We start from the raw sequence: 24,867 nt of genomic DNA, 5'->3' as shown, positions 1-24,867 counted from the left end.
ATGACGCAGATGGACACGCGGGAAAATACGTCCGTGCTGAGCAACTACGAGCCACCCCGGCTGGAGACCCTCACCCTCGAGGTGCTCGAGGGCAAGATCGCCGTTCTCACGATCAACCGGCCCGACCGGATGAACTCGATGGTCGTGAAGATGTTCGAAGAGTTCAACACGGCCGCCTACGCATTGCGCGACACCGACGCGCGGGCACTGATCATCCGCGGTGCGGGCGAGCGGGCGTTCTGCGCCGGGTTCGACCTGGACGAGATCAGTGTGATCACCGAAATGGGCGTGCGCGAGTTCCTGAAATTCCAGGAGACCGCGACCGGAGGCCTTGCTGCGCTGCGGCATCTGCCGTTCCCGGTCATCGCGGCGATCCACGGCGCTGCCTCCGGCGGCGGTATGTCGCTCGCCCTCGCCGCCGACATCCGGCTCGTCGCCCCGACCGCGAAATTCAACGCGGCCTTCGTCAAGGTGGGGTTGTCCGTCGGGGAACTCGGCACCTCCTGGCAACTGACCCGCCTTGTCGGGCCGGGCCGGGCGGCGGAGATCGCGTACACGGCGCGCTTCGTCGGCGCCGAGGAGGCGGTCCGGATCGGGCTGGCCAACCGCGTGGTGCCGAGCGAGAACCTCTTCGACGAAGCCGTCGCACTGGCCGAGACGATCGCGACGAATTCTCCCGGCGGGATCCGGATGTCGAAGCGCGCGTTGCAGCGGAACCAGGAGGTGACCTCGTACGCGGCGGCGCTCGAGTTGGAGAACCGGGGGCAGGCGCTACTGACCCGATGCGCTGACATGCCGGAAGCGCTGGCCGCATTCAAGGAGAAGCGCGCTCCGCGTTTCACCGGGGCGTAGACGTCGACGAACGACTGCGTGCAGCGATCGGGGCCGGGCGGCGCGGCCGGCGGCACAATCTGATGGAGGCGAGAATATGACCTGGGAATGGACTCCCGACACCCTCGGCGCGCTGGAACGATTTCTGCGTGAGCGGGGTATCACAGATGGACCGCTGACGACGTCGCGTATCGGTGACGGGCATTCCAATCTGACGTTCCTGGTGTCCGACGGGGTACGTCGGGTGATCGTCCGTCGACCGCCCCCGCCGCCCGTCCCGCCGGGTGCTCACGACATGCTGCGGGAGGCTCGGCTCGTCGGTGCACTCGCCGGCAGCGGCGTGCCGGTGGCGGCCGTTCTTGCCGTCGGTCAGACGGGCGACGTGCTCGACGTCCCGTTCTACGTGATGGATTACGTCGCCGGTCCGGTGGTCACCACCGAGACCCCGGCCGCGCTGAGCGCGCCGGCCGACCGTCGCCGGATCGGTGAGGCGCTGATCGACACCCTCGCGGCACTGCACGCGGTCGACTGGCGGGCCGCCGGCCTCGGTGACCTCGGCCGGCCGGACGGTTTCAACGAGCGTCATCTGCGCCGCATGGGCCGGTTGGTGGCTGCCGAGGACGGGACGCCGCCGCCGGAGTTCGCGGAGATCGATGCGTGGCTCGCCGCCCACGTTCCCGCCGAGTCCGGTGCGGCGATCATCCACAACGACTACCGCATCGGCAACGTCATCCTCGCTTCTGACCCGCCGGGACGTATTGCGGCGGTGCTGGACTGGGAGCTCGCGACGATCGGCGACCCGCTGTTCGATCTGGGGTATTTCCTTGCGTCGTATCCCGTCGAGGGGGAGGAACGCACGCCGACCGAAGATCTCGGTGTCGCGGTCCTCGAGGAGGGGTATCCGACCCGCGACGAACTGGCCCAGCGGTATGCGGCTGCCACCGGCGCGGACCTGTCGAACCTCGACTGGTACACGGCACTGGCCCTGTGGAAGCTGGCGGTGCTGTACGAGTACGGGCGGCGCCGGGCCGTGGCCGGCGTCGGGGATCAGTACTACCGCGACGGCGCCCTGGTGCGTGCCTTTCTCGACGCCGCGCACCGGGCGGCGGGGCTGACGGTAGCCGGGGTCTGATCGGGCCGGTACCAGCCGGGCTCCGACCCGGTGGCCCCTACCCGACGCCCGCGATCTCACGCCAGCGAGCGTGCGCTGCCGGCGTCCACTCGGTACGCAGGTCGCGCAGTCGCTTCGCCGCCCGCAGTCCGGCCCAGTCCGGCAGCAGGACCTCGGGCAGTCGGGGGTCCAGGTAGGGCATCCGGCGCAGGGAATCGGCCAGCTGCAGGTGGGTGATGAGCAACTCGTCGTCCGAGGCGAATCCGCGCACGTCGAACCGGGCGAGCAGCTCGTCGTAAACCTTCTCGGCCTCGTCGAGATCCCAGGACCGCCGCACGAGTTCGGCCTCGGTGATGCCCGGCTGGCCGATTGGGCCGACGAAGGTGACCGTGTTGTCGGTCAACCCCAGCGACTCGATCGTCCTGGCGGCCTCCGCGGCGCGATCGACGTGGGGGGTCACCCAGACCCCGGGGGTCGGGTTTCCGAAGCCGGCCCACCGCAATGCCGCATACAGTTTCTTGCGGCTCGAGCGGTGAGATTCGGGAACCGGGACGTTGATCACCAGCCAACGGCCGTCCCACTGGGTGACGTCGACATCGGGGGGAAAGACACGCATGTCGCCTTCGGCGAACAGTCGGTGCGCTTCGTCGGTCAGGTGCCACAACGTCTCCCGACCGACCCGCTCGGCGGCGATCAACCCGGACGATCCCGTGCGGGCCAGAGCCTGCCGTGCCGCGGGCTCACCGAATCCAAGTCCCTTCAGGACGTGGAGCAGTGCCGCGGTACGAACCGGTCGACCGTATGGTTCGACCAACTCGCCGAGCACCGTCACAAGCACGGATCGGGCGCTGCGGGTGGGGGTTGCGTCCTTGTCGGACGCGGATCCGATGTCGGGATCAATCATGGGTCCATCGTCGCGCAGGCGGTCGGAGCAACGCCACACCGGACCCCGGCGGGGCGGGGGCGGCGGGATGTCGCACATCAGTCCGCACCGTCGACACCCCAGTCGCGCAAGACGGCGTCGGTGTCCGCGCCGGGCACGCGAGGTGCCGAGTACGTGGCCGGCGCCGCGTTCGCGAAGCGTGGCGATGCCGCCGGCTGACGCTGTCCGAACGATTCGACGACTGTCCCGCGTGCGGCGATGTGCGGGTGCGCCGCGACCTCGTCCAGGGCGAGCACCGGCGTGAAACACGCGTCGAGGGGGGCGAAGTGCTCCACCCATTCGTCGCGATCGCGTCCGCGGAAGATCTCGGCGAACCGAGTGCGCACCGTAGGCCAGGCCGTGCGATCGTATTGATCGGGAAGGTGTGCCGGGTCGAGTCCGAGGCCCGTGAGCAGGTGCGCGTAGAACGCCGGCTCGACCGCGCCGACTGCGACGTACCGCCCGTCGGCACATTCGTAGGTGTCGTAGAACGGGGCCGCGCCGTCGACGACGTTGGTTCCCCGGTCGGCGGACCATAGGCCGTTTTCGGTCAGCGTCCAGTACATCGTCATCAGCGTGCTGACGCCGTCGACCATCGCGACGTCGACGACGTCACCCTGCCCGGACCGCTCCCGCGCATAGAGGGCACCGAGGATGCCGGTGATCGCCAGCATCGAGCCTCCCCCCAGGTCGGCGACCAGGTTGAGCGGCGCCAGCGGGCGTTCGCCTTTCCGTCCGATCGCGTTCAACGCCCCGGTGAGGGCGAGGTAGTTGATGTCGTGCCCCGCGTAGGGGGCCAGCGGACCGTCCTGTCCCCATCCGGTGATCCGGGCGTAGACGAGTCGGGGATTGCGTGCTCGGCACACCTCGGGGCCGATGCCGAGGCGTTCCGCCGCGCCGGGGCGGTAGCCCTCGATGAGCACATCCGCATTGTCGACGAGGTCCAGCACGCGCTGCAGATCGTCGGGATCTTTCAGATCGGCGCGGACCGAGCGACGGTTGCGCAGGCCGGCGTCCTGCTCCACGGGCAGGAGTTGGCTCACCCCGCCGGGACGTTCGATCCGCACGACGTCCGCCCCGAGGTCGGCCAGCAGCATCGCGGCATGGGGGGAGGGGCCGATCCCGGCCAGCTCGACCACCCGCAACCCGTCGAGTACACGCGTCATCTTCTACCTCCGAACGGCATCAATGTTTGACAACTCTGGATACTAACTACCAAATTAAGTATTATCTAGCTCGACGTCGCAGCGAAGCACCGACTTGTCGCTGTCGGCATCCATCGACGAATCCGAGGGCGAAACGTGAACAGACTCAGTCCAGAACTGATGGCGACGCTGCGCGCCGCGGCCGACGATCCGGTCACCTACGCGCAGACATGGAAGGCGACCCATGGCCGCAGCTTGATCGGTTCCTTCCCGATGAACTTTCCCTCCGAACTCGTGCACGCCGCCGGCGCCCTTCCGGTGCTCATCCAGGAGAACCGGACCCCGATCACCGAAGGCCGCAACCTGCTCGCCGAGTTCTACTGCGGATACACCCGCAGTGTCGCCGATCAGGCGGCGCTCGGTCAGCTCGACGTCTTCGACGCCTTCGTGGCGGCGGACCACTGCGTGCAATTGCTCGGCGCGGTGGACGTGATCCGATGGGCGCGACCCGAGAAACCTGTGCACTTCGCCCAGCTCACCAGCGCCATGGACGATACGTGGACAAGACCGCGGGTGGCGGGTCGCATCGGCGAACTCACCACCGAGATCGAAGCCGCCCTGGGTGTTTCGATCACTTCCGATACCTTGACCGCCAGCATTCGGATGTTCAACGCCAACCGGCGTCTGCTGCGCGAGTTCTATGAGCTGCGTCGCTCCGGCCGGCTCCGCATCACCGCAAGCGAAATGCAGGTGCTGGTGAAGTCGAGCATGGTGATGGACATCGTCGAACACACCGCTGCCCTCGAGCGCCTTCTCGACGCGATCGAGCCGGCTGCGGAAGCGCAGCCCGACGTGGTCAGGCTCTATCTGTCCGGCCACTTCTGCCACGCCCCGCGGCCCGAACTGCTGGACGTGATCGAGGAGACCGGGGTGATCGTGGTCGACGACGACCTGTACACCGGATACCGCTACATCTCCACCGATGTGCCCGAGAACGGTGATCCGTTCGAGGCGCTGTCGACCTGGTATCTGGAGCGAAACCTCAACGCCCCATGCCCCACCCGAGTGACCACTCAGGTCGACTGGGACCGATACCTGATCGACGAACTCGCTCGAAGCAACGCGAACGGCGTGATCGTGATGATGGCGAAGTTCTGCGAACCTCACATGCTCTACTACCCGGAACTGCGGAAAGCGCTGGAGAGTAACCGAACCCCCGTGCTCCTCATCGAAACCGAACACGAGGGCAATCCTGTGGAAACACTCCGGACCCGGGTCGAGACCTTTGTGGAGCGAATCCGCCGGCTCCCCGCGCCGGTGCTGTCCTGAAACCTGCTCGACCACCCGAGGGAGATCGTGATGACTGTTGCACAACCGCGCAAGGACAAGGCCCACCGTCTGTCCAGTACCCGCGTCGGCGGCAAGCTGGTCGCCGACTACTGGGAAAACATTTTCACCGCGAAGGAGCGCGGTAAGCACGTCGTCTGGTACAACGGCGCAGCGTTGAACCCGCTCTTCCAGGCGGCCGGCCTCGAATGGTGCCACGGTGAGGCGTTCGCTGCACGACTGGCCGCCCAGCATCTCGAGGGTCCGGCTCAGGCCGCCGGGGCCGAGTACGGCTACATCAACGAGCTGTGCTCGTACGCCCGCACGCACCTCGGCTGCGCCGTGCTGACGCATCAGAACAGCGGGCGGAGCGAGACCGGCGTCGTGGGCCTGACCGATCAGCAGGAGCTCGCGAGCAAGCTGCCCGCTCCGGACTTCTTCGTGAACGGATATGCCGGCTGCAGCACCGGACAGCAGTGGGACGCCATGACGTACCGAGTGTTCGACCGCAAGTTGCCTCTGTTCAACGTCTCGCTCCCGATGCTGTGGGGCAACAAACCCGACGCGGGATACATGCGCGGGGAGGAGTGGGTCGAGGTCGGCAAGTACGTCGAGGGCCAGCTCCGGGAGCTGGTCGACTTCCTGGAGTACCAGACCGGCCGGCCGTTCGACTGGGATGCGCTCAGCGAGAGCATGTCATACATCAAGCGAGCTTCGGAGTTGCGTCTCGAAGGTATGGAACTTTGCCGGCAGGCGCCGACCCCGGCGACCTACTGGGACTGGGTGGCGAGCATCGCGCCGATCAACTTCCTGCCTGGCAACCAGGATCTCGTGGACTACTTCGCCGGGGTGAAGACCGAGATCGAACAGCGGATCGCCGACGGTGTCAGCGCCGTGGAGAACGAGCGCTACCGGGTCTACTTCGACGGGATCATGAACTGGAACAAACTCGGATTCCTGACCAGGAAGTTCGCCGAGTACGACGTGGCCGTGGTGGCAGGCCGGTACACCCACGAATCCTTCTGGCAGGAACCACAACTCATCGACGTCGACAATCCGCTGCTCGGTATGGCGCAACACTACCTGCTCTGCCCGCTCAACCACGGGCTGAAGAACCTGCAGGAGCTGTTGTTGCGTCGTCTCGACGAATATGCGATCGACGGCATCGCCTTCCACTCCACCCGGACCTGCCGGGCGATGACCAACCCGCAGTCGATGCTCGCCCGGGCCGCCGAGACCGGGCGAGGAGTCAAGTCGTTCTTCTTCGAGGGGGACGTTGCCGACGCATCGTTCTACAACGACGAGTTGTTCGACAGCCGCCTCGAAGCGATGCTGGAGGCGATCGATGTGCAGCGGATGAGGTCCGCGGTCTAGCGCGATACCGTACCGGAAGAGACGAGTGCGATGAGTACCGACAAGTGGTTCGTCATGGGCGTCGATCTGGGATCGACGACCGCGAAGGCTGCCGTCGTCGATCAGGACGGTGCGTTGTGCGGGACGGATGTCGTGCAGATGGGCGCTGTGAGCCGCGAAGCTGTCACCCGTGCGATCGAGGGTGCCGCCGTCGCGGCAGGAGTGCCACGCGAGGCCATTCGATGGACAGTGAGCACCGGGTACGGCCGCCGATTGGTTCCGGGCGCCGACCGCACCTTCACCGAGATCACCTGCCATGCGCGCGGCGCGGCAGCACTGCGTCCGGGGGTCCGGCTCGTCATCGACATCGGCGGCCAGGACAGCAAGGCGATCATCGTCGACGACGACGGATTGGTGGAACGTTTCGCCATGAACGACCGTTGCGCGAGCGGAACGGGTCGATTCTTCGATGTGCTGGCCCGCGCGCTCGAGATCGACATCGATGCGGTGGGGGATCTTGCGCTCGCCGGTGCCGACGGCCTCGAGGTCAGCAGTATGTGTGCCACATTCGCCGAAACCGAGGTGATTTCCCTGCTCGCACAGGGGCAGGACAAGGCCGACATCGCCGCGTCCGTGCACCGTGCGGTTGCGGCGCGCACCCTGGGGCTGGTCGGTCAAGTCGGCAGGGCCACACCGGCGGTGATGACCGGCGGTGTGGCCAAGAACCCGGCTGCGATCCGGTGTGTATCGCAGGCGTTGAGACATCCGATCGAGGTGCTCGACCAGCCGCAGATCGCCGGTGCCTACGGCGCGGGGCTGCTTGCACGCGACGAGTATCGCGGCGCCCGAACAGCCCTGCCCGCTCGCGATGCCGCGACGGAGACGAACATGGCATCGCGAAGTCCGGGCGGTGGTCAGCACTGTGCGAGCTGCGACGGTGTCCTGGACGGTGATCATGCGCATGCCGGCCGACCGGTGATGCTCGATCTGCGGAGGAACGATTGATGATGAGAGAACCGAGTGAGTTCCGGGTGCCGGTACCGGCCGAGTCGACGATCTACATCGTCGGGGGGACGAGTGGTGTCGGGCTCGAGGTGGCGCGTCGGTTCGTGCGTGCGGGCGTCCAGCGGATCGGTCTGGTGGGGCGCAACGTCGAACGTGGCGAGAAAGCGGCACAGCACATTCGGACCCTCGCACCCGGCGTGTGGTGTCTGTTCGCTGCGGCCGACGTGAATGTTCCGGGGGAGGCCGTGCGGGTTGTGACGGAACTTGCGGATTCGCTGGGTGCTGCCGACATCCTCGTCAACAGCACGACGGGTTCGTTCAACCCGCGACTGTTCCACGAGATGGACCCCGAGGACATTCCGGGGGTGCTGTTGAGCCAGGCTCTCGGTCCGATCAACATGTGCCGAGCCGTCCTGCCCGCGATGCGACAGCAGCGCGGCGGGGTGATTGTGAACATTGCCTCCGATGCGGCGAAGCACCCGACGCCGGGCGAGAGTGTGATCGGTGCGGCCATGGCAGCGATCGTCATGTTCTCCAAAACCCTTGCAATGGAAGCCAAGAGGGACGGCATCCGAGTCAATGCCGTGACGCCGTCGCTCATCCGCGACACCGGTGGCTTCGATCGCGTCATGTCCGAGCCGTTCAGTGCGAAGCTGTTCGAGAAGGCGAGTCGGCTGGCGTCGTTGGGGGTGGCGGAGCCGGGCGATGTTGCCGACCTCGTGCTGTTCCTCTGTAGTGCGCAGGCGCGGCGGATCACCGGGCAGGTGGTCAGCCCGAACGGGGGGATTTCCGCGGGATAGTGGTTGCCGCGAGAAGCCGGCCGAGGTGGGAACCTCGGCCGGCTTCAGGTGCTTCGGGGATGGACCCGGAGGTGTCGTCTTCCAAAATGTTTGACAGATCTGTAGCGGAAGGCACCTGACGCGTACTATATTTTGTGTGACCGCGATTACAATTCGGGGTGCCCGGTCCAGGGCCCTGGTCGGTCCCTGCAGTCTTCCTTTCTTCCATCTCGCGCAGCCGAAAGCAGGAGCACACCATGTCGCTACAGATGTCCTATTGGCCGGCGGCCACGAGCACGGGCATTCGAGACATCACGTTCAGTGATCTTCTTCGGGAGGGGGCCGCGACCGTTCCCGACCGCGTCGCGCTCGTCGACGGCGTTGCCGACCCGGCGGACCGGAGAGAATGGACCTACCGCCAGTTGCTCGCCGACACCGAATCGACGGCCCACGCGTTGCTCACACGCTTCTCCCCCGGGGATCGGATCGCGGTGTGGGCGCCCAACAGTGCCGACTGGGTGATCCTGCACCAGGCCATCGCGATGGCGGGCATGGTGCTGGTCGGCATCAATCCGGCGTATCGCGCACACGAACTCGAATACATCCTGCGGCAGTCCGAGGCAGCCGGTCTCTTCTTCCGCGAGTCCTATCGCGGTGCGGATCTGTCCGCGATTCTGGACGAGGTCCGGCCGACTCTGCCCGGACTGCACACAGTGGTGTCCGGCAGCGAGTGGGCCGAGTTCGTGCGTACGGGTGATCCGAACGCGCAGTTCCCGGCCGTCGCGCCGACGGACGCGGTGCAACTGCAGTACACCTCGGGCACCACCGGATTCCCGAAAGGCGCACTGCTGCACCACAAAGGTCTTGTCAACGAGGCCGCGTTCGTGTTCGAACGGGCCGGCCGGACAGACCCGCTGGTGTGTGTCAATGCCATGCCGATGTACCACATCGGGGGCGGTGGCGTCACCGAGCTCGGTACGTTCGCCGTCCATGGAACCTACGTGATCTTGCCGGCCTTCGAGCCGGCCGCGATGCTCGAGATGATCGAGACCTGCCGGGGCACCCACTCGTTGATGGTGCCTACGATGCTCATCGCTTTGCTCGACCACCCGGACCGGCACACGCGTGACCTGTCGAGCATCCACACCGTCATGTCCGGCGCGGCGGCAGTACCCGAGGCGCTCGTCGAACGGGTGACCCAGGAACTCGACTGCAACTTCACGATCCTGTTTGGCCAAAGCGAGATGCACGGAGTGATCAGCCAGACGCGGATCACGGACGATGTCGTCGACCAGGCGACCACGGTGGGACAGCCGCTGCCGGAACTCGAGGTCAAGATCGTCGATCCGTTCTCCGACGAGGTCGTTCCCGTCGGTGAGCAGGGCGAGGTGTGCTGTCGCGGCTACCAGGTGATGCTCGGGTACTCGGACATGCCCGACGAAACTGCCGCCACCATCGATGCGGACGGATGGCTGCGCATGGGCGATCTGGGTGTGATGGACCGCCGTGGGTTCCTCCAGATCACCGGTCGTCTCAAGGAGATGATCATCCGGGGCGGCCTCAACATCTATCCCCGCGAGATCGAGGAACTGCTCTACCGGCATCCCGCCGTCGCCGAGGTGGCGATCATCGGTGTGCCGGACGAGAAATGGGGTGAACAGATCGGCGCCGTCGTACGGGTGAAGGACCCCGACTCGCCCCCCAGCGCGGCGGAGCTGAAGTCCTGGCTCCGCGAAAGGCTCGCCGCACACAAGACGCCCGCCCTGTGGTACTTCACCCGGTCCCTTCCCATGACCCCGTCGGGCAAGATCCAGAAGTTCCGTGTGCAGGAACAGATCGCCGCCGGGACGCTGACCGCGGCACCGATGGCCGAGGGCGACGCGGCCGAGCAGTCCTCGGCCGATCTGGTGTCGTGACGACGTCCGCCGCGGCCGAGAACCGACCCGTGACCGGCGGAAGGACCACACCTTGACACAGTTGCTGAACTCCGATGTGCGCGGGATCCGTGACGCGGTGCGGGCCTACGCGGCGAAACGCCCGGCACCCGGTATCTCGAGTGCACGGAATCCGCCACGTTCCCATGGGATCTGCATCGCGAGATCGCCGGCCTGGGACTCAACGGTCTGCTCGCGGGGAAGGGGTACAACCCTCTCGAGCGGGAGGACTTTGTTGCGGCCGGCGTCGCCGTCGAGGAACTCGCCTACGCGGACTTCAACGTCGCCAACATCACGATCCCCGTCATGCTGATGAGCACGTTGATCCGGCACCACGCATCCGAGACGATCGCCGAGGCGTGGCTGCCGCGCCTGATTGCGGGTGAAACGTACGTCGCGTTCGGCTCGACGGAACCCGAGACCGGATCCGACGCCGCCAACATCAAGACCGTCGCGCGAGCTACCGCAGATGGGTACGCCATTTCCGGCGAGAAGACGTCGGTGACCATGCTCGCCGACGCGGAAGCGATCATCCTCGCCGCACGGACCATCCGGGACGGCAAGGATGCCGGCGTGTCGACGTTCCTGGTGCTGCTCGATGCGCGTGGCATTGCCACGTCGACGGTTGCGGATACGGGATGGGGCATCCTCGGTCGCGGGGTCCTGCATCTGGACGGAGCCGAGGTGCCACCGGAGAACCTGATCGGCCTCGAAGGCCGTGCGTTCTCCCGCGTGCTGAACGGGTTCGACTTCACTCGGCCGCTGCTCGCACTGACCGGACTCGGCGCGGCCCGGGCGTCCCTCGACGAGACAGCCGAGTACGTGCGCCGGCGCACGGCGTTCGGTGCTCCGCCGGCGAAGTTCGAGGGCGTGTCGTTTCCCATGGCCGAACACCTCACCAAGGTCGAGGCGGCGCGGATGATCTGCTACGCGGCGCTCGAGAAACGCTCCCTCGGTCTGCCCCACACCATCGAGGCGGCGATGGCGAAGTGGTACGGCCCGCTCGTCGCGAGCGCAGCGGTCAAGGAATGTCTCCTCCTGCACGGCAACTACGGTTACTCGCAGGAACTTCCGTTCGAGCAACGCCTGCGTGATGTGATGTCCGTCGAGATCGCCGACGGTACGGCACAGATCCAGAAGATCATCATCATGCGGGAGAAGTATGGGACCGACTTCGTTCCCTACGAGAGGCGCGGCAGCGACGCGGCCTCGTCGTGGCAGAGAGGAGCGGCCCGCCCCGCGCCCGCGACACAGTGAGTTCGTCGAGTGTCCATCACCTACCGACAGGCGAAGGGGGACCCGAATGGCCGGGCCTGCCGATCTCATGGTGCGGATGCGAGCTCGAGTCTGAACGTGATTCCGCCCTGGGCTACCCCTGCACCCTCAGATAGGCGCAGGGGTAGTCACGGGCTCGGCGTGTTACGCCAAGGAGGGGCGGTAGGCGTACGACGACGACCGCGACAGGGCGAATTCGAAAATGCCGTATCCGGTCTGTCCGTTCCAGCCGAACGTGCAGCATCGGTCCGTCAGGGCGGAGTCGAGAGTCGTCGGTCCCACCGTCCCGTCGAGGGGATAGACGTCGAACTCTTCGAAGTCGCGACCGCGAACCTTTCCGTGGTGTCCGCCGTAACCGCCACCGGCCATGTATCCACCGCCGGCCGAGGCGTCGGCGTCGAGGCGGTAGGTCGCGCCGGCGGCGGTCACGATCTCCACGGTGCCGCTGGTCAGGTCGTTGCCTGCCGTGAACGCCAGGTTGTGCCGGACGCCGGTGATGTCGTCGAGTCGGCCGTCGTCGTGCATGACGGCGCCCTCCAGCAGGATCCGTCCGCCGTTTCGGCCCTCGACGAGGAGGAATCCGAACGTGCGGTCCGGGAACTGGGCCTGGTACCAGATGTGCAGGCCCTGGCCTCCGGACATGGTGCGTACTCCGCGGGAGCGGTCCCGCAGTCCGTACCATCCGGCGACATCGGTGGTGGTGCCGTCCAACGTGAGCGTGCCTTCGTAGCGGCCGGGCTGGAAGAGGTGGTCGAACGAGGTGACGTTTCCGTCGGTGTTCGCCACATCCACCGACCCGAGCCAGTAGGGCGCCCGGGCGTGCCAGAGGAGGTCGAGTTCGAGTCCGGTTTTGTTCTCGTCGAGCTGGATTCGCCACGCCGTGTTGTCCGCGACGGTCTCCCAGCGCAGGGGTCCGACGGACGCGGCGTCGGTGGTGTTGTGCTCTGTGGAGAAGCGGAGGTTGCGTTGCTCGGACCCGGTGGTCAGCACCACGAAGCCGTCTACGACGTTGCGCGGCGGATAGACTCCGGCACCGAGGATCACCGACGGTGCGGTGCTGCCGTCCGGATGAAGATTGAACATGAACCGGTCGAAGAATTTCTCCGGCATGTCCGGGGTGGCCCGGGTTACCAAGGCGTCGTGGAATCCGTCGGTCATTCGTGCTCCTTCTGGTCGACGGGTTATCAGTTGGAAACCGGTGATGTCATTGTCTCCTGGGCCTCATCAGCAGCGTCGACCTGCTTGTGGTCGAGGGTGAAGCGGTAGGAGCCCATCATCAGCAGGCAGGCGATGCCGATGCCGACCAGCACGATGATCGGTATCGCGCCGGCACGGTAGGAGCCCGTGGCGCCGTAGATCTGTCCGAGCAGGAAGATGCCGAATGCCGCGCCCTGGGCGTAGAGGAAGTAGATGAATCCCAGCACGCGGCCGTACGAGTGCTTGGGGAAGTATCGGCTCACCATGTAGGCGGCGAGGTCGCCCTCGGATCCCAAACCCAGGCCGATCAGCAGGGAACCCACGAAGAGCAGGCCGATCTCCGACGAGGTGATCATGAGGAAGACTCCGACTGCGCACAAAGCGAAGATGATCGAGCCGATGACTGGAGCGTAGAACCGGTCGAGCAGATAGCCGACGAGTAGACGAGCGGAGATCGACGCCAGGCTGAGTACGGACAGGATGGAAACGGCAGTCCCCTGGCTGATGCCCTTGTCGGTGGTCATCGGCACGACCTGCGACATCAGACCGAAGGTGGCCGAGGACACCACGAAGATCGCGACGGAGAGCAGCCAGAACTGTCGATATTTCCGCGCCACGGTGAGGAGGGACTCCCCGGCCATCCGGCCCTGCAGACGTGCGGCCGTGCGCTCGGCATCGTGTTCGGCGGGCATCCGGGTGACGAATGCGTAGACCGACGCCGGGATTACGGTGCACACGGCGCCGATGACGAGGAAGGCGACGCGCCAGCCGCCCATACCCAACACCCAGTTCGCGAGATAGGGCATCAGTACCCCGCAGGCGCCGAGACCGGCCATGAGGACGCCCAGCGCCATGCCACGGCGATCCTGGAACCACGCGCTGACCACGGTGGAGTGCGCCACCGGGTTCACGGCGCCCGCGCCGGCACCGATCACGATGCAGAGGGCAAAGAAGAGCATTTCGTTGTTCGGAAGTGCGGACATCAGCATGAGGCCGATTCCGAACGCCAAGGCCATCGGTACCGAAGGCATCTTCGGACCGTAGCGGTCGATGAGGAAGCCGAGGATGACGATGCTGACTCCGACCATCACCGTCTCGAGGGACAAGCCGTTGGCGATGACACTGCGGTCCCATCCGAACTCCTCGGTCATGGGCTTGCCGAGGACGTTGAACAGAACGTTGACCGTGCTGGTGCCGAACAACAGGGTGACAAAGCCGGTGATGACGTACCACCAGCGGTTCAAGTGCCGCGAGGGCGCCTGCAACCCAGTCGTGCCGACTGCGCTCATGGAAGCTCCTGTGATTGATATCGGTGGTCGGGGCGGCGATGCTGCGCACGAATCCACGAGGAGTGGTCTCCGTCACACGATGAGAGCATACGGACAGTCCAATGTAAAGGACAGTCCAAAGTGTTCGGATGAGCGGGCGGGGCGACAGCGTGCTGCACGTGCGGCGCAGCTTGATCCCGTGAGCGATGGGTCATACCATTGGACTGTAGGTCCCCGTCTGGGTACCATCGATCGGTGATCTCAATCACAAAGAGGTGGGAGTGCCGTGGACAACGAGGTCGGGATGCGAGACGAAGGTGAGTCGGATGACTTCACGCATCTCGTAGAGCGAGCCGCCGAGTGCCTCGGTACGGCCGGCAAACTGCTGGGCGACCGAACCTGCGACATGCGCTCTTCCGCGCTGTCGGTGTCGCTGGCCATGGCACGGCGTCGACTCGCCAGGGCGCTGACCGAGGGACGGGTGACCGGAACGGACATCGAGGACGCGTGTCGAGTTCTCGTCCGCATCGAACACCTCGAGGAGCAGTTCGCCAAGGCCGAGGCGATTCGTCCTGTCGCCGAAGTGGTCGAGGTGCACGACGCGGCACTCCAACTTCGGGAGCTTCCGCCGCGCGAGATCATCGAGTCGGCTCCAGAGATCGTCTGCACCGCGTTGCCGTTCGCACGCTCGTTGATTTCCGCGGTATCGGGCACTCGGTGGCAGCCGCGCCGCCTCTATCTGCGGCCCGAACTCGACGGCTCCCCCCTCGACTTCTCCGACTACGTAGACTCCGCCGAACTCTCGTTGGTGGAGGCACCTCTGGAAACCGAGCTGGTACGTCGACGGGTTCCGGCGCTGGTTGCGGCCCCGGCCGATGACAACCGCACACACAGGGAGATGGTCAGTGCGTCCCGGACGTCGGCGTACGTCGCTGCGCCGGTCATGTCCGGGGGAAAGGTCATCGGGCTGCTCCATGCCGATCGTCCTGGCTCGACCGAGGCGCTCGACCCGGGGGATCGAGACCGATTGGACACGTTCGCAACCATCCTGGCGATCATTTACGAACAGGCCGTTCTGAAGCATCGGCTACAACTACAGCGTGCACGGATCGAGAAGTCGTTCGACGCAACTCAGGCCATGCTCGATCGGATCTCGAAGGCCGACGCGATTCTCTCCCGCCGTGCCGACGGTCCGGCGGACGGTGCCGTTGGCAAGCCCGACGACCACCATGTGGTCGAACTGGCCTCGGTACTTACCCCCCGCGAACGCGAGATCCTCTCCCATCTCGCCACCGGAGCAACGAACAGCCAGATCGCCCGAGCACTGGTCATTTCCGAGGGCACCGTGAAATCGCACGTGAAAGCGGTACTCAAGAAGCTGCACGCACCTACGCGCGCTGCCGCGGCTGCTCTCTACTCGAGCCAGGCTCGACGACCGCGATGAAGGAGAAATCTCAGGGGCAAAGAGCCGCCCGGGCGGCCGTCGACCGCGAATTGTCACACGCCGTGATCGCCCTCCTCGACCATCTCCGGAACACCTACGGCGTCGGTCCGCGTCCCTGCACGACTCGGTCGGATTCACTCGACACTCGAATGACACTGCTGGACGAAGCCACCGAATCTGCGTTCGCCGCGCTTGCCGACCTCGACCCGGAGCGGCAACGGGCACTCGGTCGCCTCATCGTCGACCTCCAGGACTTGCGCCGGCGAATCCGCACGGAGCATTCCGGACCGGTACATGCGTTCTCGCCCCACGACTTCGCCGGCGCGATCCGTCGTCTTCGCGGAGCCGAGTCGGTCGCCGGTCTCCGCAAACTCATCTGCCGAGAAGTGGCGCACACCGCCCACCTCGACCGAATACTGTTGTCCGAGGTACACAAAGGAACGTGGACAGCGCTCGAACTCTACAGCGCGTCAAGGACGGAGGAGGTACTCCAGTTGCCGCACGCCCTACCCCTCACCTCCGAATCGGCCGAGGGCAGGGCCTGGGAGACACGGTCGGCGGTACTCGCCGGCTCGGGCACCGACGTCGGACCGACGCAGGAGGCTGCGCAGATGCTCGCCTCGAGCTCGTACGTGGTGGCTCCGATCGCCGTGTCGACCGGTGTGATCGGGCTCGTGCACGGAAGCCGCACCACCGGTGAAGCGTTGGACGCGGTGGTACGCGATGTGGTCGGCGAATTCGCGCGAAGTTCCGGAACGCTGTTCGAACGGCTGATGCTCGCCGATCGCCTCAGCGAACAGAAGAACCTGATAATCCAACGATTGCAGCAGGAAGCCAGGGAAGCCGAGCTTCTCGAGCATGCCGATGTGCATTTCGTCGACGAGAACTCCACTCGGTGGGCCGTCGCGTCGGCGGGGGGCTCGAACGAAGACCTGGATATCCCGGCGCTCGGCTCTCTGACTGCTCGTGAACGTGAGGTCTTCGCATTGGTTGTCCGGGGTGCGTCCAACGCCGACATCGCCGAGGAGTTGGTGATCAGCATCTTCACGGTGAAGACACACGTCAAGAAGATTCTCCGAAAACTGGGCGCGATGAATCGGTCCGAAGCCATCTACCGCTACCTTGAGATGACAGGCTCGCGGTAGGCAGCTCGAATCCTTTCGCTGACGGACAGATACGCGGTGGCCGGCGATCTCGAAGTGCACAACTCCTTCGTGGCCTGCCGTCCGAGGCCGGCTCCCGATGAGCCGCCCCGGGCGGCGGTAGCCGATCAGGCGTCGGTAACCGATTCGGCTGCCTGCTTGCGGAGGAGGAACTTCTGGATCTTTCCGGTCGCGGTGGTAGGGAGTTGATCCACAACCACAAGCTTTTCCGGAATCTTCTGCATCATGGCCTTGCGTTCGTTCCGGAGGAAGTCGGCCACCTCCTCCAAAGTCGGCGCGGAGTCGTTGACGACGATGAAGGCGCACACCTTCTCGCCGAGGCGGGCGTCGGGCATCGACACCGCAGCTGCCGCGACGATCCGCGGATGCGCCAAGAGGTGCTCCTCCACCTCCCGTGCCGAAATGTTCATGCCTCCACGGATAATGAGGTCCTTGATTCGTCCCGTGACCCGGAGATAGCCGTCCGCATCGACGCGGCCGAGATCACCGGACGCGAGGAACCCACGGCCGTCGACCGACGCGGCCGTGCGCTCGGAATCACGCCAGTATCCGAGGAAGATGCCCGGTCCTCCGTAGAAGATCTGACCTTCCTCGCCTGCCGGCAGGACGGTCCCCTCTTCGTCGCGGACCTCGAGATCGACGCCGTCGAAGGCCCGCCCGTCGGAGGAGAGCACCCTCTCGACGGGATCGTCGATGCGCACGGCTGTCACCAGGAGTCCCTCACTGCTGCCGTACACCGGAAGGAGGGTGCAATCGGGGAGCGCCGCCTTCCAATTCCGCAGTAGGGTTTCCGGGATCGGGGCCCCGGCGCTCACCCAGAGTCGCATCGAGCTCAGGTCGTGAACTGCGCCGGCCTCGATCGCCCCGAGCCCCATCTGGAGGAACGGCGTCGCGGCCATGCTGACGGTCGTCCTGTACTCCGCGATACGTCGAAGTCCCTCGTTGGGCTCCCACACGTCGAGAAGGTGAATTCCGCTTCCGAGGATCAACGGTGTCGCCACGCCCACGGCGAGCCCGGTCGCATGCGTCACCGGGGAAGGCATGAAGACCACATCGTCGGAATTCAGGCCCATCACCTCACGACCGAGACCGTAAACGGTGAAGGACAGGGTGTTGAACGTGTGCTGGCAACCTTTCGGACGTGATTCCGTCCCGGAGGTGTAGATGATCGCGTGGGCGGCATCGGCCGACGGTGGCGATCCGAGCTCGTCGTTACCGGGCACATGGTTGCCGGCGATCAGCGAATCGAACGAGAGCTCTCCGACGCCTACCGCCCCGCGTACGACGACGACGTGCTCGAGGCCGGGCACTTCCCGACGGACGTCGGTCAACATGTCGGCATAGCGGAACTTGCGAAACTCCTCGGTGACGAAGGAGATCTTGGCACCGGAGTGCTCGAGGACGTAGCGCACCTCGTCATGTCGGTAAACCGGCATCGTCGGCACCAGAACGGCGCCGATCCGGGCCACGGCCACATAGATGACGACGAATTCGTTCCAGTTCGGCAGCTGCACCTGCACCCGGTCGCCAGCGGAGATTCCGAGTCTTCTCAGAGACGCCGCCAGTCGGTACGCCTGTGCGCGAAGTTCGCTGCGGGTGAGCGCTGCATAGCCGTCGGTGACGGCGACGAAACCCGGGTCGACCTCCGCCCAGCGGTCGACGTGTTCGGTCAGGCTCTCGTCACGCCAGTAGCCGTTCGAGCGGAACGCGTGCAGAGTGCTCGCGCTGTAGCGGTCCTCGGGAAGGATTGCCCGTCTGTGCTCCACGACGTCCATGTGCGGATCCTTGCTTTCAGGTGCCCCTCCGCAGGGCGGAAGCGGGCCGAAGTTGTCAGTCGAACCATGATGTCGACCGGGAATGGGGAAGAGAACGATTCGGACGCGATCTCAGCCTCGAGGGGGAAGAAGTTGCCCCGATGGGATGAGAGGCCGGGAGTGGCGCAAACGCGCCCTACCCCCAGCGGCGTGGTTGATGGTGAAACAGGGTCGGGTCTTCGCTTCGGAGGTAATTTTCAGGCCGCGGATATCCCCCCGTTGACGCTGATCGCCTGTCCGGTGAGCCGCCGTGCGGCGGGGGAGGCGAGGAAGACCGCGAGTGCTGCCAGGTCCTCGGATTCGGGGACGCCGAGGTGGGCCTGCTGGGCGGCCTTGGCGAACAGTTTGGCGCTGAATCCGTCGGAGGTGATCCGCTCGGTCGAGCCGGTTCCGGCGACCAGTGACGGGGTCAGGACGTTGACTCGGATCCCGTTGCGCTTGGCTTCGATAGCCAGGGTTCGGGTGAACATGACGATCGCCGCCTTGGCTGCTCCGATGACCGCTTCGCCGGGCGTGGCGGTCTTCGCGGCATCCGAGGCGACGTTGATGATCACCCCGGACTTCCTTGCCGACATGTGCGGAACGATTTCGCTCGCAAGGTACATGCACGGCAGTGCGAGTTGGTTGAAGATGCGTGCGATGTCGTCGGTGGGGATGTTCGCGAAGAGTTCCGGCCGGGTGTCGGCGGCTGTCGTGGAGACCAGGATGTCGACGCCGTCCAGGACCCGTTCGGCCTCGGACGCGATGTGCGCGGCGCCGTCGACGGTGGTCGCATCGGCGGACAGGAAGGTCACGTCGCACGACGAGTTGGCGGACGAGATACGTTCTCGGGCAGCAGCTCCACGTTCCGATCCGCGACCGACGATCATGATCCGCGGTACCCCGGACTGGGCGAGGCCCACGGCGGTCGCCAGGCCGATTCCGGCTGTGCCTCCCACGACCAGGGCGCTGCTGTCCTTCAGTTCCTTCGGTGCTGCAATGTCAGGCGTGCTCATTCGTGTATTCCGTTCGGGAGTGGTGGGTCAGAGAGATACCGTGCCGCGGGCGAAGATGTCCTTGGCGATGACGCGCTTCTGGATCTCGGCCGTGCCGTCGGCGACGAGGTAGGCGGTGACGTCGCGGTATCTCTGCTGCAGAGGTGATTCGGTCGAGTAACCGAGGTTTCCGTGGACCCGCATGGCGAACTCGATCGCGTTCTTGGCCACGACGGGCGGCCACCACTTGCTCATCGACGCGAGGGCGGTGTGCGGTTGAGCGGTTTCCCGCAGCCACAGCGCCCGATAGCAGATCCAGCGGGCACCCTCGAGGTAGGTGGCGTGTTCTGCGAATTGGAATGCGAGGCCTTGGTGTTCGGAGAGAGGATGCCCGAAGGTTTCCCGATGCCGGGCGTAGTCGGCGGCCTCCTCGAGGCTCTGCTTCGCGGCTCCGAGACACATCAGCCCGAGGGCGGCACGGCTGAAGTCGAAATGCTCCATGACCGAGTGGAAGCCTTTGCCGAGTTCGCCGACGAGATGCGATTCGGGGACGAAGACGTCGGACAGGTGGATGCTTCCCCAGCCCAGCGGGAGGCAACCCATGCCCGGCATGTGGCTGACGGTGACTCCGTCCGCGTCGAGCGGGACGACGAAGCAGCTGACGCCCCGCGCCCGCTCCGATCCGGGCTCGCGGGCATAGACGAGTGCCGCGGTGGCGTTCATCGCCCACGAGATCGCGGTCTTCTCACCGGTCAGGCGCCACCCGCCCGCCACGGCGGTGGCGGTGGTGCGAAGGGCGCTCGCGTCGGATCCGGACCCCGGCTCGGTCAAGGCTATGGCGACGGTCTGTTCGCCGCGAATCAGTGGTGGAAGGTAACGCTCCTGGACCTCGTCCCGGCACAGCGCCAGCTGGGAGGCGACCAGACCGATCTGTACGGGAGCCGATGCCATGTTCACGTCGCCGTATGCGAGAGTCTCGGTGGCGATTCCGAGCAGAATCGGATCTTCGGTGCCGGTCCCGCCGTACTGCTCGGGTAGCCCGACGCCCAGTAGGCCGATGTCGCCGAGTCTCTTCAGGATGTCGAAGGGAAAGTCCGTCGATGCTGCTCGGTCGCGGTAGCCGGGGAGGAGAACGCGGTCGCTGAACGCTGTCAGCGTCTTTCGGAACTCCTCGTGCTCGTCGGTGAATGCGAAGGAAACCATCGGAGAGTGCTCCTGTGCGTGATTCGATCGGGGGTGATCACGGCGAGGGAAGCGTTGACGCGCAATGTGAAGGCGGGTGGACCTGTTCCCTGCCGGGAAAGAACTCTAGATTTGAATAGTAGGTCGATAGAGTTGTTCTGGCAAGGGGTGTGGGGCGGGAGCCGGAGAAGCGCGGCACACGACTGCTACTGCCGCGAAAGGTTCAGTCGCTCAGTGGCCGGTCTCGATGTCGCCGACGGCGCGGCGGACGAGCTGCAGGTGTGCGATCAGGGATTCCAGTGTCTCGGTGTCGACCGAGGCGAGACCGAACCGGGCGCCGGCGAGTCGATCGTTCGCTTCCTCGACCACGTCCATGCCGGCTGGGGTGAGAGTGGCGAGAACGGTCCGGCGATCCGTCGCATGAGCGTGGCGTTCGACGAGGCCGGCCTTTTCGAGTTGGTCGACGGCCATCGATACCGTGGTGGGATGGACCATGAGGTACTTGCTCAGCTTTCCGAGCGGGCGGGTTCGGTCCTCGGAGAGTTGCAGCGACGTCAGAATGAGGTAGGCGTTGCGTGACAATCGGAGCGAGCGCAGTTCCTGATCCATGGCGCGGACGATCCACTGGTGCGTACGCAGTAGGGCCATCGTAGTGGCGAATTCCAGTTCGCCCGAATCCCGCCGTTCCGTCCACTCGGCGCGCATCCAGTCGATCACGTCGCGGCTGTCGTCGGCAGGGGCCGGCCGTTCACTCGCCACTGCGCGTCCTCTCGTCGTCGCCGAATCGCGTCTCGGACCGACAGCCGGTCGTATCGGGATTCGATGATAGCGACATGGGCATGGACTGCCGGCGTGCGAACGGCTCTCAGCTGTTCGAGAGAACGATCTTCCCGAACCCGCTTCCCTGTTCGAGGTGCTTGTGTGCGGCGGCCGCTTCGGCGAGAGGGAACACCGCGCTGATGGGCAGTGGGGGAACGGTTTCGGCGTCCAGCAGACGTAACAGGCCCCTGAAGTCGTGCGGGCTGCCCATCGTGGTCCCGATCAGTTCGTACTGCCCGAAGTAGAACGGGCGGACGTCGAGGGTGGCGCGTTCGCTGCGTGATGCCCCCAGCACGACCAATCGACCACCCGGCCGCAATGCTGCGACGGACTGTTCCCACGTCCCGACGGAATCCAGGACGAGATCGAAGCCCCGGCCGCGGGGTGAGAGTCGGCGCGCGGCGTCCGGCCATGCCGGGTCGGTGTACAACACGCCGTTCGTCGCACCGAGCTCTTGCGCCTGCGCGATCTTGGAGGTGGACGAGGAGGTGACGGTGACGCGCGCACCCACGGCGGCCGCGAGCATCACGGCCATGGTCGCGACGCCGCCACCGGCGCCGAGAACCAGGATGTTTTCGCCGGCGCGGAGTCGGCCGCGTGTGAACAGGGCGCGGTACGTGGTGAGTCCGACCAGGGGCAGTGCAGCGGCCTGCTCCCAGGTGAGGTTGCGGGGCTTGGGAGCGACGCAGTCCTTCGGGACTCGGACCAACTCGGCGTAGGTGCCGCGCTGGTGATCCCCGAGGATCTCCCACTGCGCCCCTGGGGCCGCTTCACGATCGCCCCACCACAGCGACGGGAGCACGAGGACGTCCTCGCCGGTGTCCGTGCGGATACCCGCGCCGTCCGCGCCGAGAATGTGGGGCAGGGGTGACGAGTATTTGCCCTGTCGCACCAGGACGTCGTGCCAATTGAGTGCGGCGGCCTTCAGTCGGACGGTGACCCACCCCGGGCCGGTTGTCGGATCGGGGACCGACTGCCACCTCAAGACATCGGGTCCCCCGAACTCCTGCATCACCACGGCGTCCATAAAGATCCTTTCGGTCGTACCATTTGCACGATACTGCACACCCCTGCGTTGTGGCGACGGGCAGGCCGCGCTCCTCACCGGCGCCGATCCGAGGGACGAGCCGGTGGGCGCCGTCGGGATCGGTTCGTTCCGGCCTCACCCCCGCTGGCTACGAGGATCTCCACAGCGGTCGTCGGTGTCGCTTGCGGTCGATCTCGGTCAGGCCGCCCCAGATGCCGTACTGCTCGAAGTGGGCCAGTGCATGCTGTCGACATCGGAGAAGCACGGGGCATGGCTGACACACGCGCTTCGCCTCGGTTTCGCGCAGCGCTCGTTCGTGACCGGATTCGTTCTCCGGTCCGAAGAACAGCGAGGGGTCCGCATCCCGGCAGCGGCCGTCCCGCTGCCAGTCCGCGACGGCGACGACGACCGAGGCTGTCATGAGCACTCCCTGGGGCTGTTGCGGGTCGGAAGGGGTGTCCTCCGCCGGTCAGTGGACCGCACTGCAGGTGATGGTGGCGGTGGTGCACGTCTTTCCGGCTGTGGTGCGACTGGAGACCTCGACGATCCCGAGGCTGCGACCCCGGTGCGCAACCTTCGGCGCGAAGGTGACGGGTTCGTCCGACGGACACGGGCGCAGATACGAGATGTGGATCGAGGTGGTGCGGAACTCCGCGTCGGTGGGTAGCGCGGCCGAACCCGTGATCTCGGAGGCGCACAGGAGCACACCGCCGTGGATGTTGCCCATCGGATTCGCGAGCGTCGGAGACGGGCCGAACTCGATCCCATTGGCCCCCCGCGCGTGCTCTGCCCCCAGCAGGTCGATGATCGAGTGGGCACGGAGTCGAGAGTCCAGGTCGTCGGGGGAGACCACGGGTGCGCCCGGTGGGTCGGTGAGCGGCACGGTCTGAAGGCGGGTGGACCCGCACGCAATCAGACGGCCGTGCGCGTCGACGACCCGACCACCGGCCAGCCCCGTCTGCGCCCCTCGACCGAGAACCCAGCTCTCGGCGCGGAGAACCGATCCGTCGACCGGTGGGTCCGCTACGAAGTCGAGATGGATTTCGGTGCTCACGGCCCAGAATCCTTCGGGGGTCATTCCATTGACGAGATGTCCCATCACGTCGTCCATCGCGACACCGAGAGTTCCTCGGCACGGTCGTCCGAGTTCGTCGGCAAGCCATGGCCCCGTGACCATTTCGGTGTACCCGTTGGTGTCGTCCCCGGTCACGTCGGCGACTCGAAACAGTCTTTCGGCGCCGGTGGAAAAGAATCGGAGCGCGGTGGGGTTGTCGGTGGTCATGGCTCTCCTGACGGACGTGCGGTGTCGCCGAGTGCGGGAACGCGCCCGAGGGCCTGACCGCCGGAGAGTGGTCTCCGGCGGTCAGGCCCGTCGGGGTGGGAAGCTCAGACGCCGCGTTGAGCCTTGGCGGTCTCGCTTGCGGCCTTACTGCGTTCGCGTGCGGCGGCCCAGTCCGCGTCGGTCATGGAGGTCAGACCGGCGAAAGTGCCGGGGCCGGCGAGCATCTGGCCGCCGTCCATGGCGATGGTCTGGCCGGTGAGGTAGTCGCAGGCGTCGGACAGCAGGAAGATCGTCAGGTTGGCAAGTTCCTCGATGGTGCCCATCCGCCCCATCGGGACCTGGTCGGCCTGAGTGGCGCCGACCGCGCTCTTGTCGGTGGGGTTGAGCATCTCCCAGGCATAGTCGGTGGGGATCGGACCCGGGGCCATAGCGTTGAGGCGGATTCCGTAACGCGCCCATTCGACCGCGAGGGACATCGTCATCGAATGCACGGCCGCCTTGGCCATCGCGGAGGGGACGACGAACGCCGAGCCGCTCCACACCCAGGTGGTCAGCGTGGACAGGACCACGCCTTTGGTGCCGCCCTCGATCCAGCGGCGACCGGCGGCGTGGGTGGTGTTGAACGACCCGTTCATCACGGTGGAGGTGACGGCCTCGAAGGCTCGCGGGCTGAGTGATTCGGTGGGGGCGATGAAGTTGGCGGCGGCGTTGTTGATCACGCCGGTGAGCGGGCCGTGCAGGGTCCAGATCTCGTCCATCGCCGACGACACCAGGTCGGCGTTGCGGACGTCGACGGTCTGCCAGTGGACCGAGCCGGGTCGCGAGACGGACGCCTCGGTGGCGGCTTCTTCGAGGACGGCGGGCCGGCGACCCCAGAGGTGGACGTCGGCGCCGTGGTCGACCAGGTGGCGGGCGACGCCGCGACCGAGGCCGGTTCCGCCGCCGGTGATGAGGATTCGCTTGCCGGCGAGAGCCTCGGACGTGAACGGGGAGGTGGTCATGCCAGGGGTCCTATC

General features: G+C 66.0%; 22 protein-coding genes. 10 read left to right on the top strand and 12 right to left on the bottom strand.

Annotation, left to right across the window (positions count from 1 at the left end; all coding sequences use genetic code 11):
* Entirely contained in the window at positions 1–852 is an 852-nt protein-coding gene (locus tag OEY_RS0108035; RefSeq protein WP_051009371.1) for an enoyl-CoA hydratase/isomerase family protein, read from the top strand.
* Positions 853–928: 76 nt separating this feature from the next.
* The gene (locus OEY_RS0108030) at positions 929–1,963 is read left to right on the top strand and encodes a phosphotransferase family protein (protein WP_010593369.1); all 1,035 of its coding nucleotides are present in this window, start codon (positions 929–931) and stop codon (positions 1,961–1,963) included.
* Between the two features lie 37 nt (positions 1,964–2,000).
* On the opposite strand, the gene OEY_RS0108025 is transcribed toward OEY_RS0108030, so the two are convergent.
* Entirely contained in the window at positions 2,001–2,846 is an 846-nt protein-coding gene (locus OEY_RS0108025) for a PaaX family transcriptional regulator (protein WP_010593368.1), read from the bottom strand.
* A 77-nt stretch (positions 2,847–2,923) separates the two neighbouring features.
* Positions 2,924–4,030, bottom strand: coding sequence for a CaiB/BaiF CoA transferase family protein (locus OEY_RS0108020; RefSeq protein ID WP_010593367.1), 1,107 nt, complete (start codon positions 4,028–4,030; stop codon positions 2,924–2,926).
* 159 nt (positions 4,031–4,189) lie between these two features.
* On the opposite strand from OEY_RS0108020, the gene OEY_RS0108015 reads away from it, so the two are divergent.
* From OEY_RS0108015 to OEY_RS28180, 6 genes are all read left to right on the top strand, one after another.
* Positions 4,190–5,338 (top strand): 2-hydroxyacyl-CoA dehydratase subunit D, encoded by a 1,149-nt coding sequence (locus tag OEY_RS0108015; protein ID WP_010593366.1) that lies wholly within the window; start codon positions 4,190–4,192, stop codon positions 5,336–5,338.
* A 30-nt stretch (positions 5,339–5,368) separates the two neighbouring features.
* The gene (locus tag OEY_RS0108010; protein WP_010593365.1) at positions 5,369–6,709 is read left to right on the top strand and encodes a 2-hydroxyacyl-CoA dehydratase subunit D; all 1,341 of its coding nucleotides are present in this window, start codon (positions 5,369–5,371) and stop codon (positions 6,707–6,709) included.
* Between the two features lie 30 nt (positions 6,710–6,739).
* Complete coding sequence (locus tag OEY_RS0108005; RefSeq protein ID WP_010593364.1) at positions 6,740–7,693, top strand: acyl-CoA dehydratase activase; 954 nt, start codon at positions 6,740–6,742, stop codon at positions 7,691–7,693.
* Positions 7,693–8,493 carry an SDR family NAD(P)-dependent oxidoreductase gene (locus OEY_RS0108000; protein ID WP_010593363.1) on the top strand — a complete coding sequence of 267 codons (801 nt, stop codon included), beginning with the start codon at positions 7,693–7,695 and terminating at the stop codon, positions 8,491–8,493. The genes OEY_RS0108005 and OEY_RS0108000 overlap by 1 nt, the downstream gene beginning before the upstream one ends.
* A gap of 236 nt (positions 8,494–8,729) precedes the next feature.
* Positions 8,730–10,388 (top strand): AMP-binding protein, encoded by a 1,659-nt coding sequence (locus OEY_RS0107995; protein WP_010593362.1) that lies wholly within the window; start codon positions 8,730–8,732, stop codon positions 10,386–10,388.
* Between the two features lie 171 nt (positions 10,389–10,559).
* Positions 10,560–11,663, top strand: a complete 1,104-nt coding sequence (locus OEY_RS28180; protein WP_325051603.1) for an acyl-CoA dehydrogenase family protein — start codon at positions 10,560–10,562, stop codon at positions 11,661–11,663.
* Positions 11,664–11,825: 162 nt separating this feature from the next.
* Here the strand turns inward: OEY_RS28180 and OEY_RS0107985 are convergent, their stop codons facing one another.
* Positions 11,826–12,839: a DUF7064 domain-containing protein gene (locus tag OEY_RS0107985; protein ID WP_010593360.1), complete on the bottom strand. Its 1,014-nt coding sequence runs from the start codon at positions 12,837–12,839 to the stop codon at positions 11,826–11,828.
* A 26-nt stretch (positions 12,840–12,865) separates the two neighbouring features.
* A complete protein-coding gene (locus OEY_RS0107980; RefSeq protein WP_010593359.1) occupies positions 12,866–14,167 on the bottom strand; it encodes an MFS transporter in 1,302 nt (433 codons plus the stop codon).
* 265 nt (positions 14,168–14,432) lie between these two features.
* On the opposite strand from OEY_RS0107980, the gene OEY_RS0107975 reads away from it, so the two are divergent.
* Entirely contained in the window at positions 14,433–15,590 is a 1,158-nt protein-coding gene (locus tag OEY_RS0107975) for a LuxR C-terminal-related transcriptional regulator (RefSeq protein ID WP_010593358.1), read from the top strand.
* A gap of 149 nt (positions 15,591–15,739) precedes the next feature.
* Positions 15,740–16,735, top strand: coding sequence for a helix-turn-helix transcriptional regulator (locus OEY_RS0107970; protein ID WP_234574738.1), 996 nt, complete (start codon positions 15,740–15,742; stop codon positions 16,733–16,735).
* A gap of 125 nt (positions 16,736–16,860) precedes the next feature.
* Here OEY_RS0107970 and OEY_RS0107965 read toward each other — a convergent pair whose 3' ends face one another.
* From OEY_RS0107965 to OEY_RS0107925, 8 genes are all read right to left on the bottom strand, one after another.
* Positions 16,861–18,528: an AMP-binding protein gene (locus OEY_RS0107965; protein WP_010593356.1), complete on the bottom strand. Its 1,668-nt coding sequence runs from the start codon at positions 18,526–18,528 to the stop codon at positions 16,861–16,863.
* Between the two features lie 236 nt (positions 18,529–18,764).
* The gene (locus OEY_RS0107960; protein WP_010593355.1) at positions 18,765–19,562 is read right to left on the bottom strand and encodes an SDR family NAD(P)-dependent oxidoreductase; all 798 of its coding nucleotides are present in this window, start codon (positions 19,560–19,562) and stop codon (positions 18,765–18,767) included.
* 27 nt (positions 19,563–19,589) lie between these two features.
* Complete coding sequence (locus OEY_RS0107955) at positions 19,590–20,744, bottom strand: acyl-CoA dehydrogenase family protein (protein WP_010593354.1); 1,155 nt, start codon at positions 20,742–20,744, stop codon at positions 19,590–19,592.
* A gap of 210 nt (positions 20,745–20,954) precedes the next feature.
* Entirely contained in the window at positions 20,955–21,482 is a 528-nt protein-coding gene (locus OEY_RS0107945) for a MarR family winged helix-turn-helix transcriptional regulator (RefSeq protein WP_010593353.1), read from the bottom strand.
* 106 nt (positions 21,483–21,588) lie between these two features.
* Positions 21,589–22,569, bottom strand: a complete 981-nt coding sequence (locus OEY_RS0107940; protein WP_010593352.1) for a quinone oxidoreductase family protein — start codon at positions 22,567–22,569, stop codon at positions 21,589–21,591.
* A gap of 148 nt (positions 22,570–22,717) precedes the next feature.
* Positions 22,718–22,990, bottom strand: a complete 273-nt coding sequence (locus tag OEY_RS0107935) for a WhiB family transcriptional regulator (protein WP_010593351.1) — start codon at positions 22,988–22,990, stop codon at positions 22,718–22,720.
* A 48-nt stretch (positions 22,991–23,038) separates the two neighbouring features.
* Positions 23,039–23,851, bottom strand: coding sequence for a PaaI family thioesterase (locus OEY_RS0107930; protein ID WP_010593350.1), 813 nt, complete (start codon positions 23,849–23,851; stop codon positions 23,039–23,041).
* Positions 23,852–23,955: 104 nt separating this feature from the next.
* The gene (locus OEY_RS0107925) at positions 23,956–24,852 is read right to left on the bottom strand and encodes an SDR family oxidoreductase (protein WP_010593349.1); all 897 of its coding nucleotides are present in this window, start codon (positions 24,850–24,852) and stop codon (positions 23,956–23,958) included.
* Positions 24,853–24,867: the final 15 nt, after the last annotated feature.

The organism is Rhodococcus sp. P14, from assembly GCF_000256505.1.
Taxonomy (GTDB): domain Bacteria; phylum Actinomycetota; class Actinomycetes; order Mycobacteriales; family Mycobacteriaceae; genus Rhodococcus; species Rhodococcus ruber.
The sequence above is the reverse complement of the archived record's forward strand: the minus strand, read 5'-3'. Positions and strand labels throughout refer to the sequence as shown.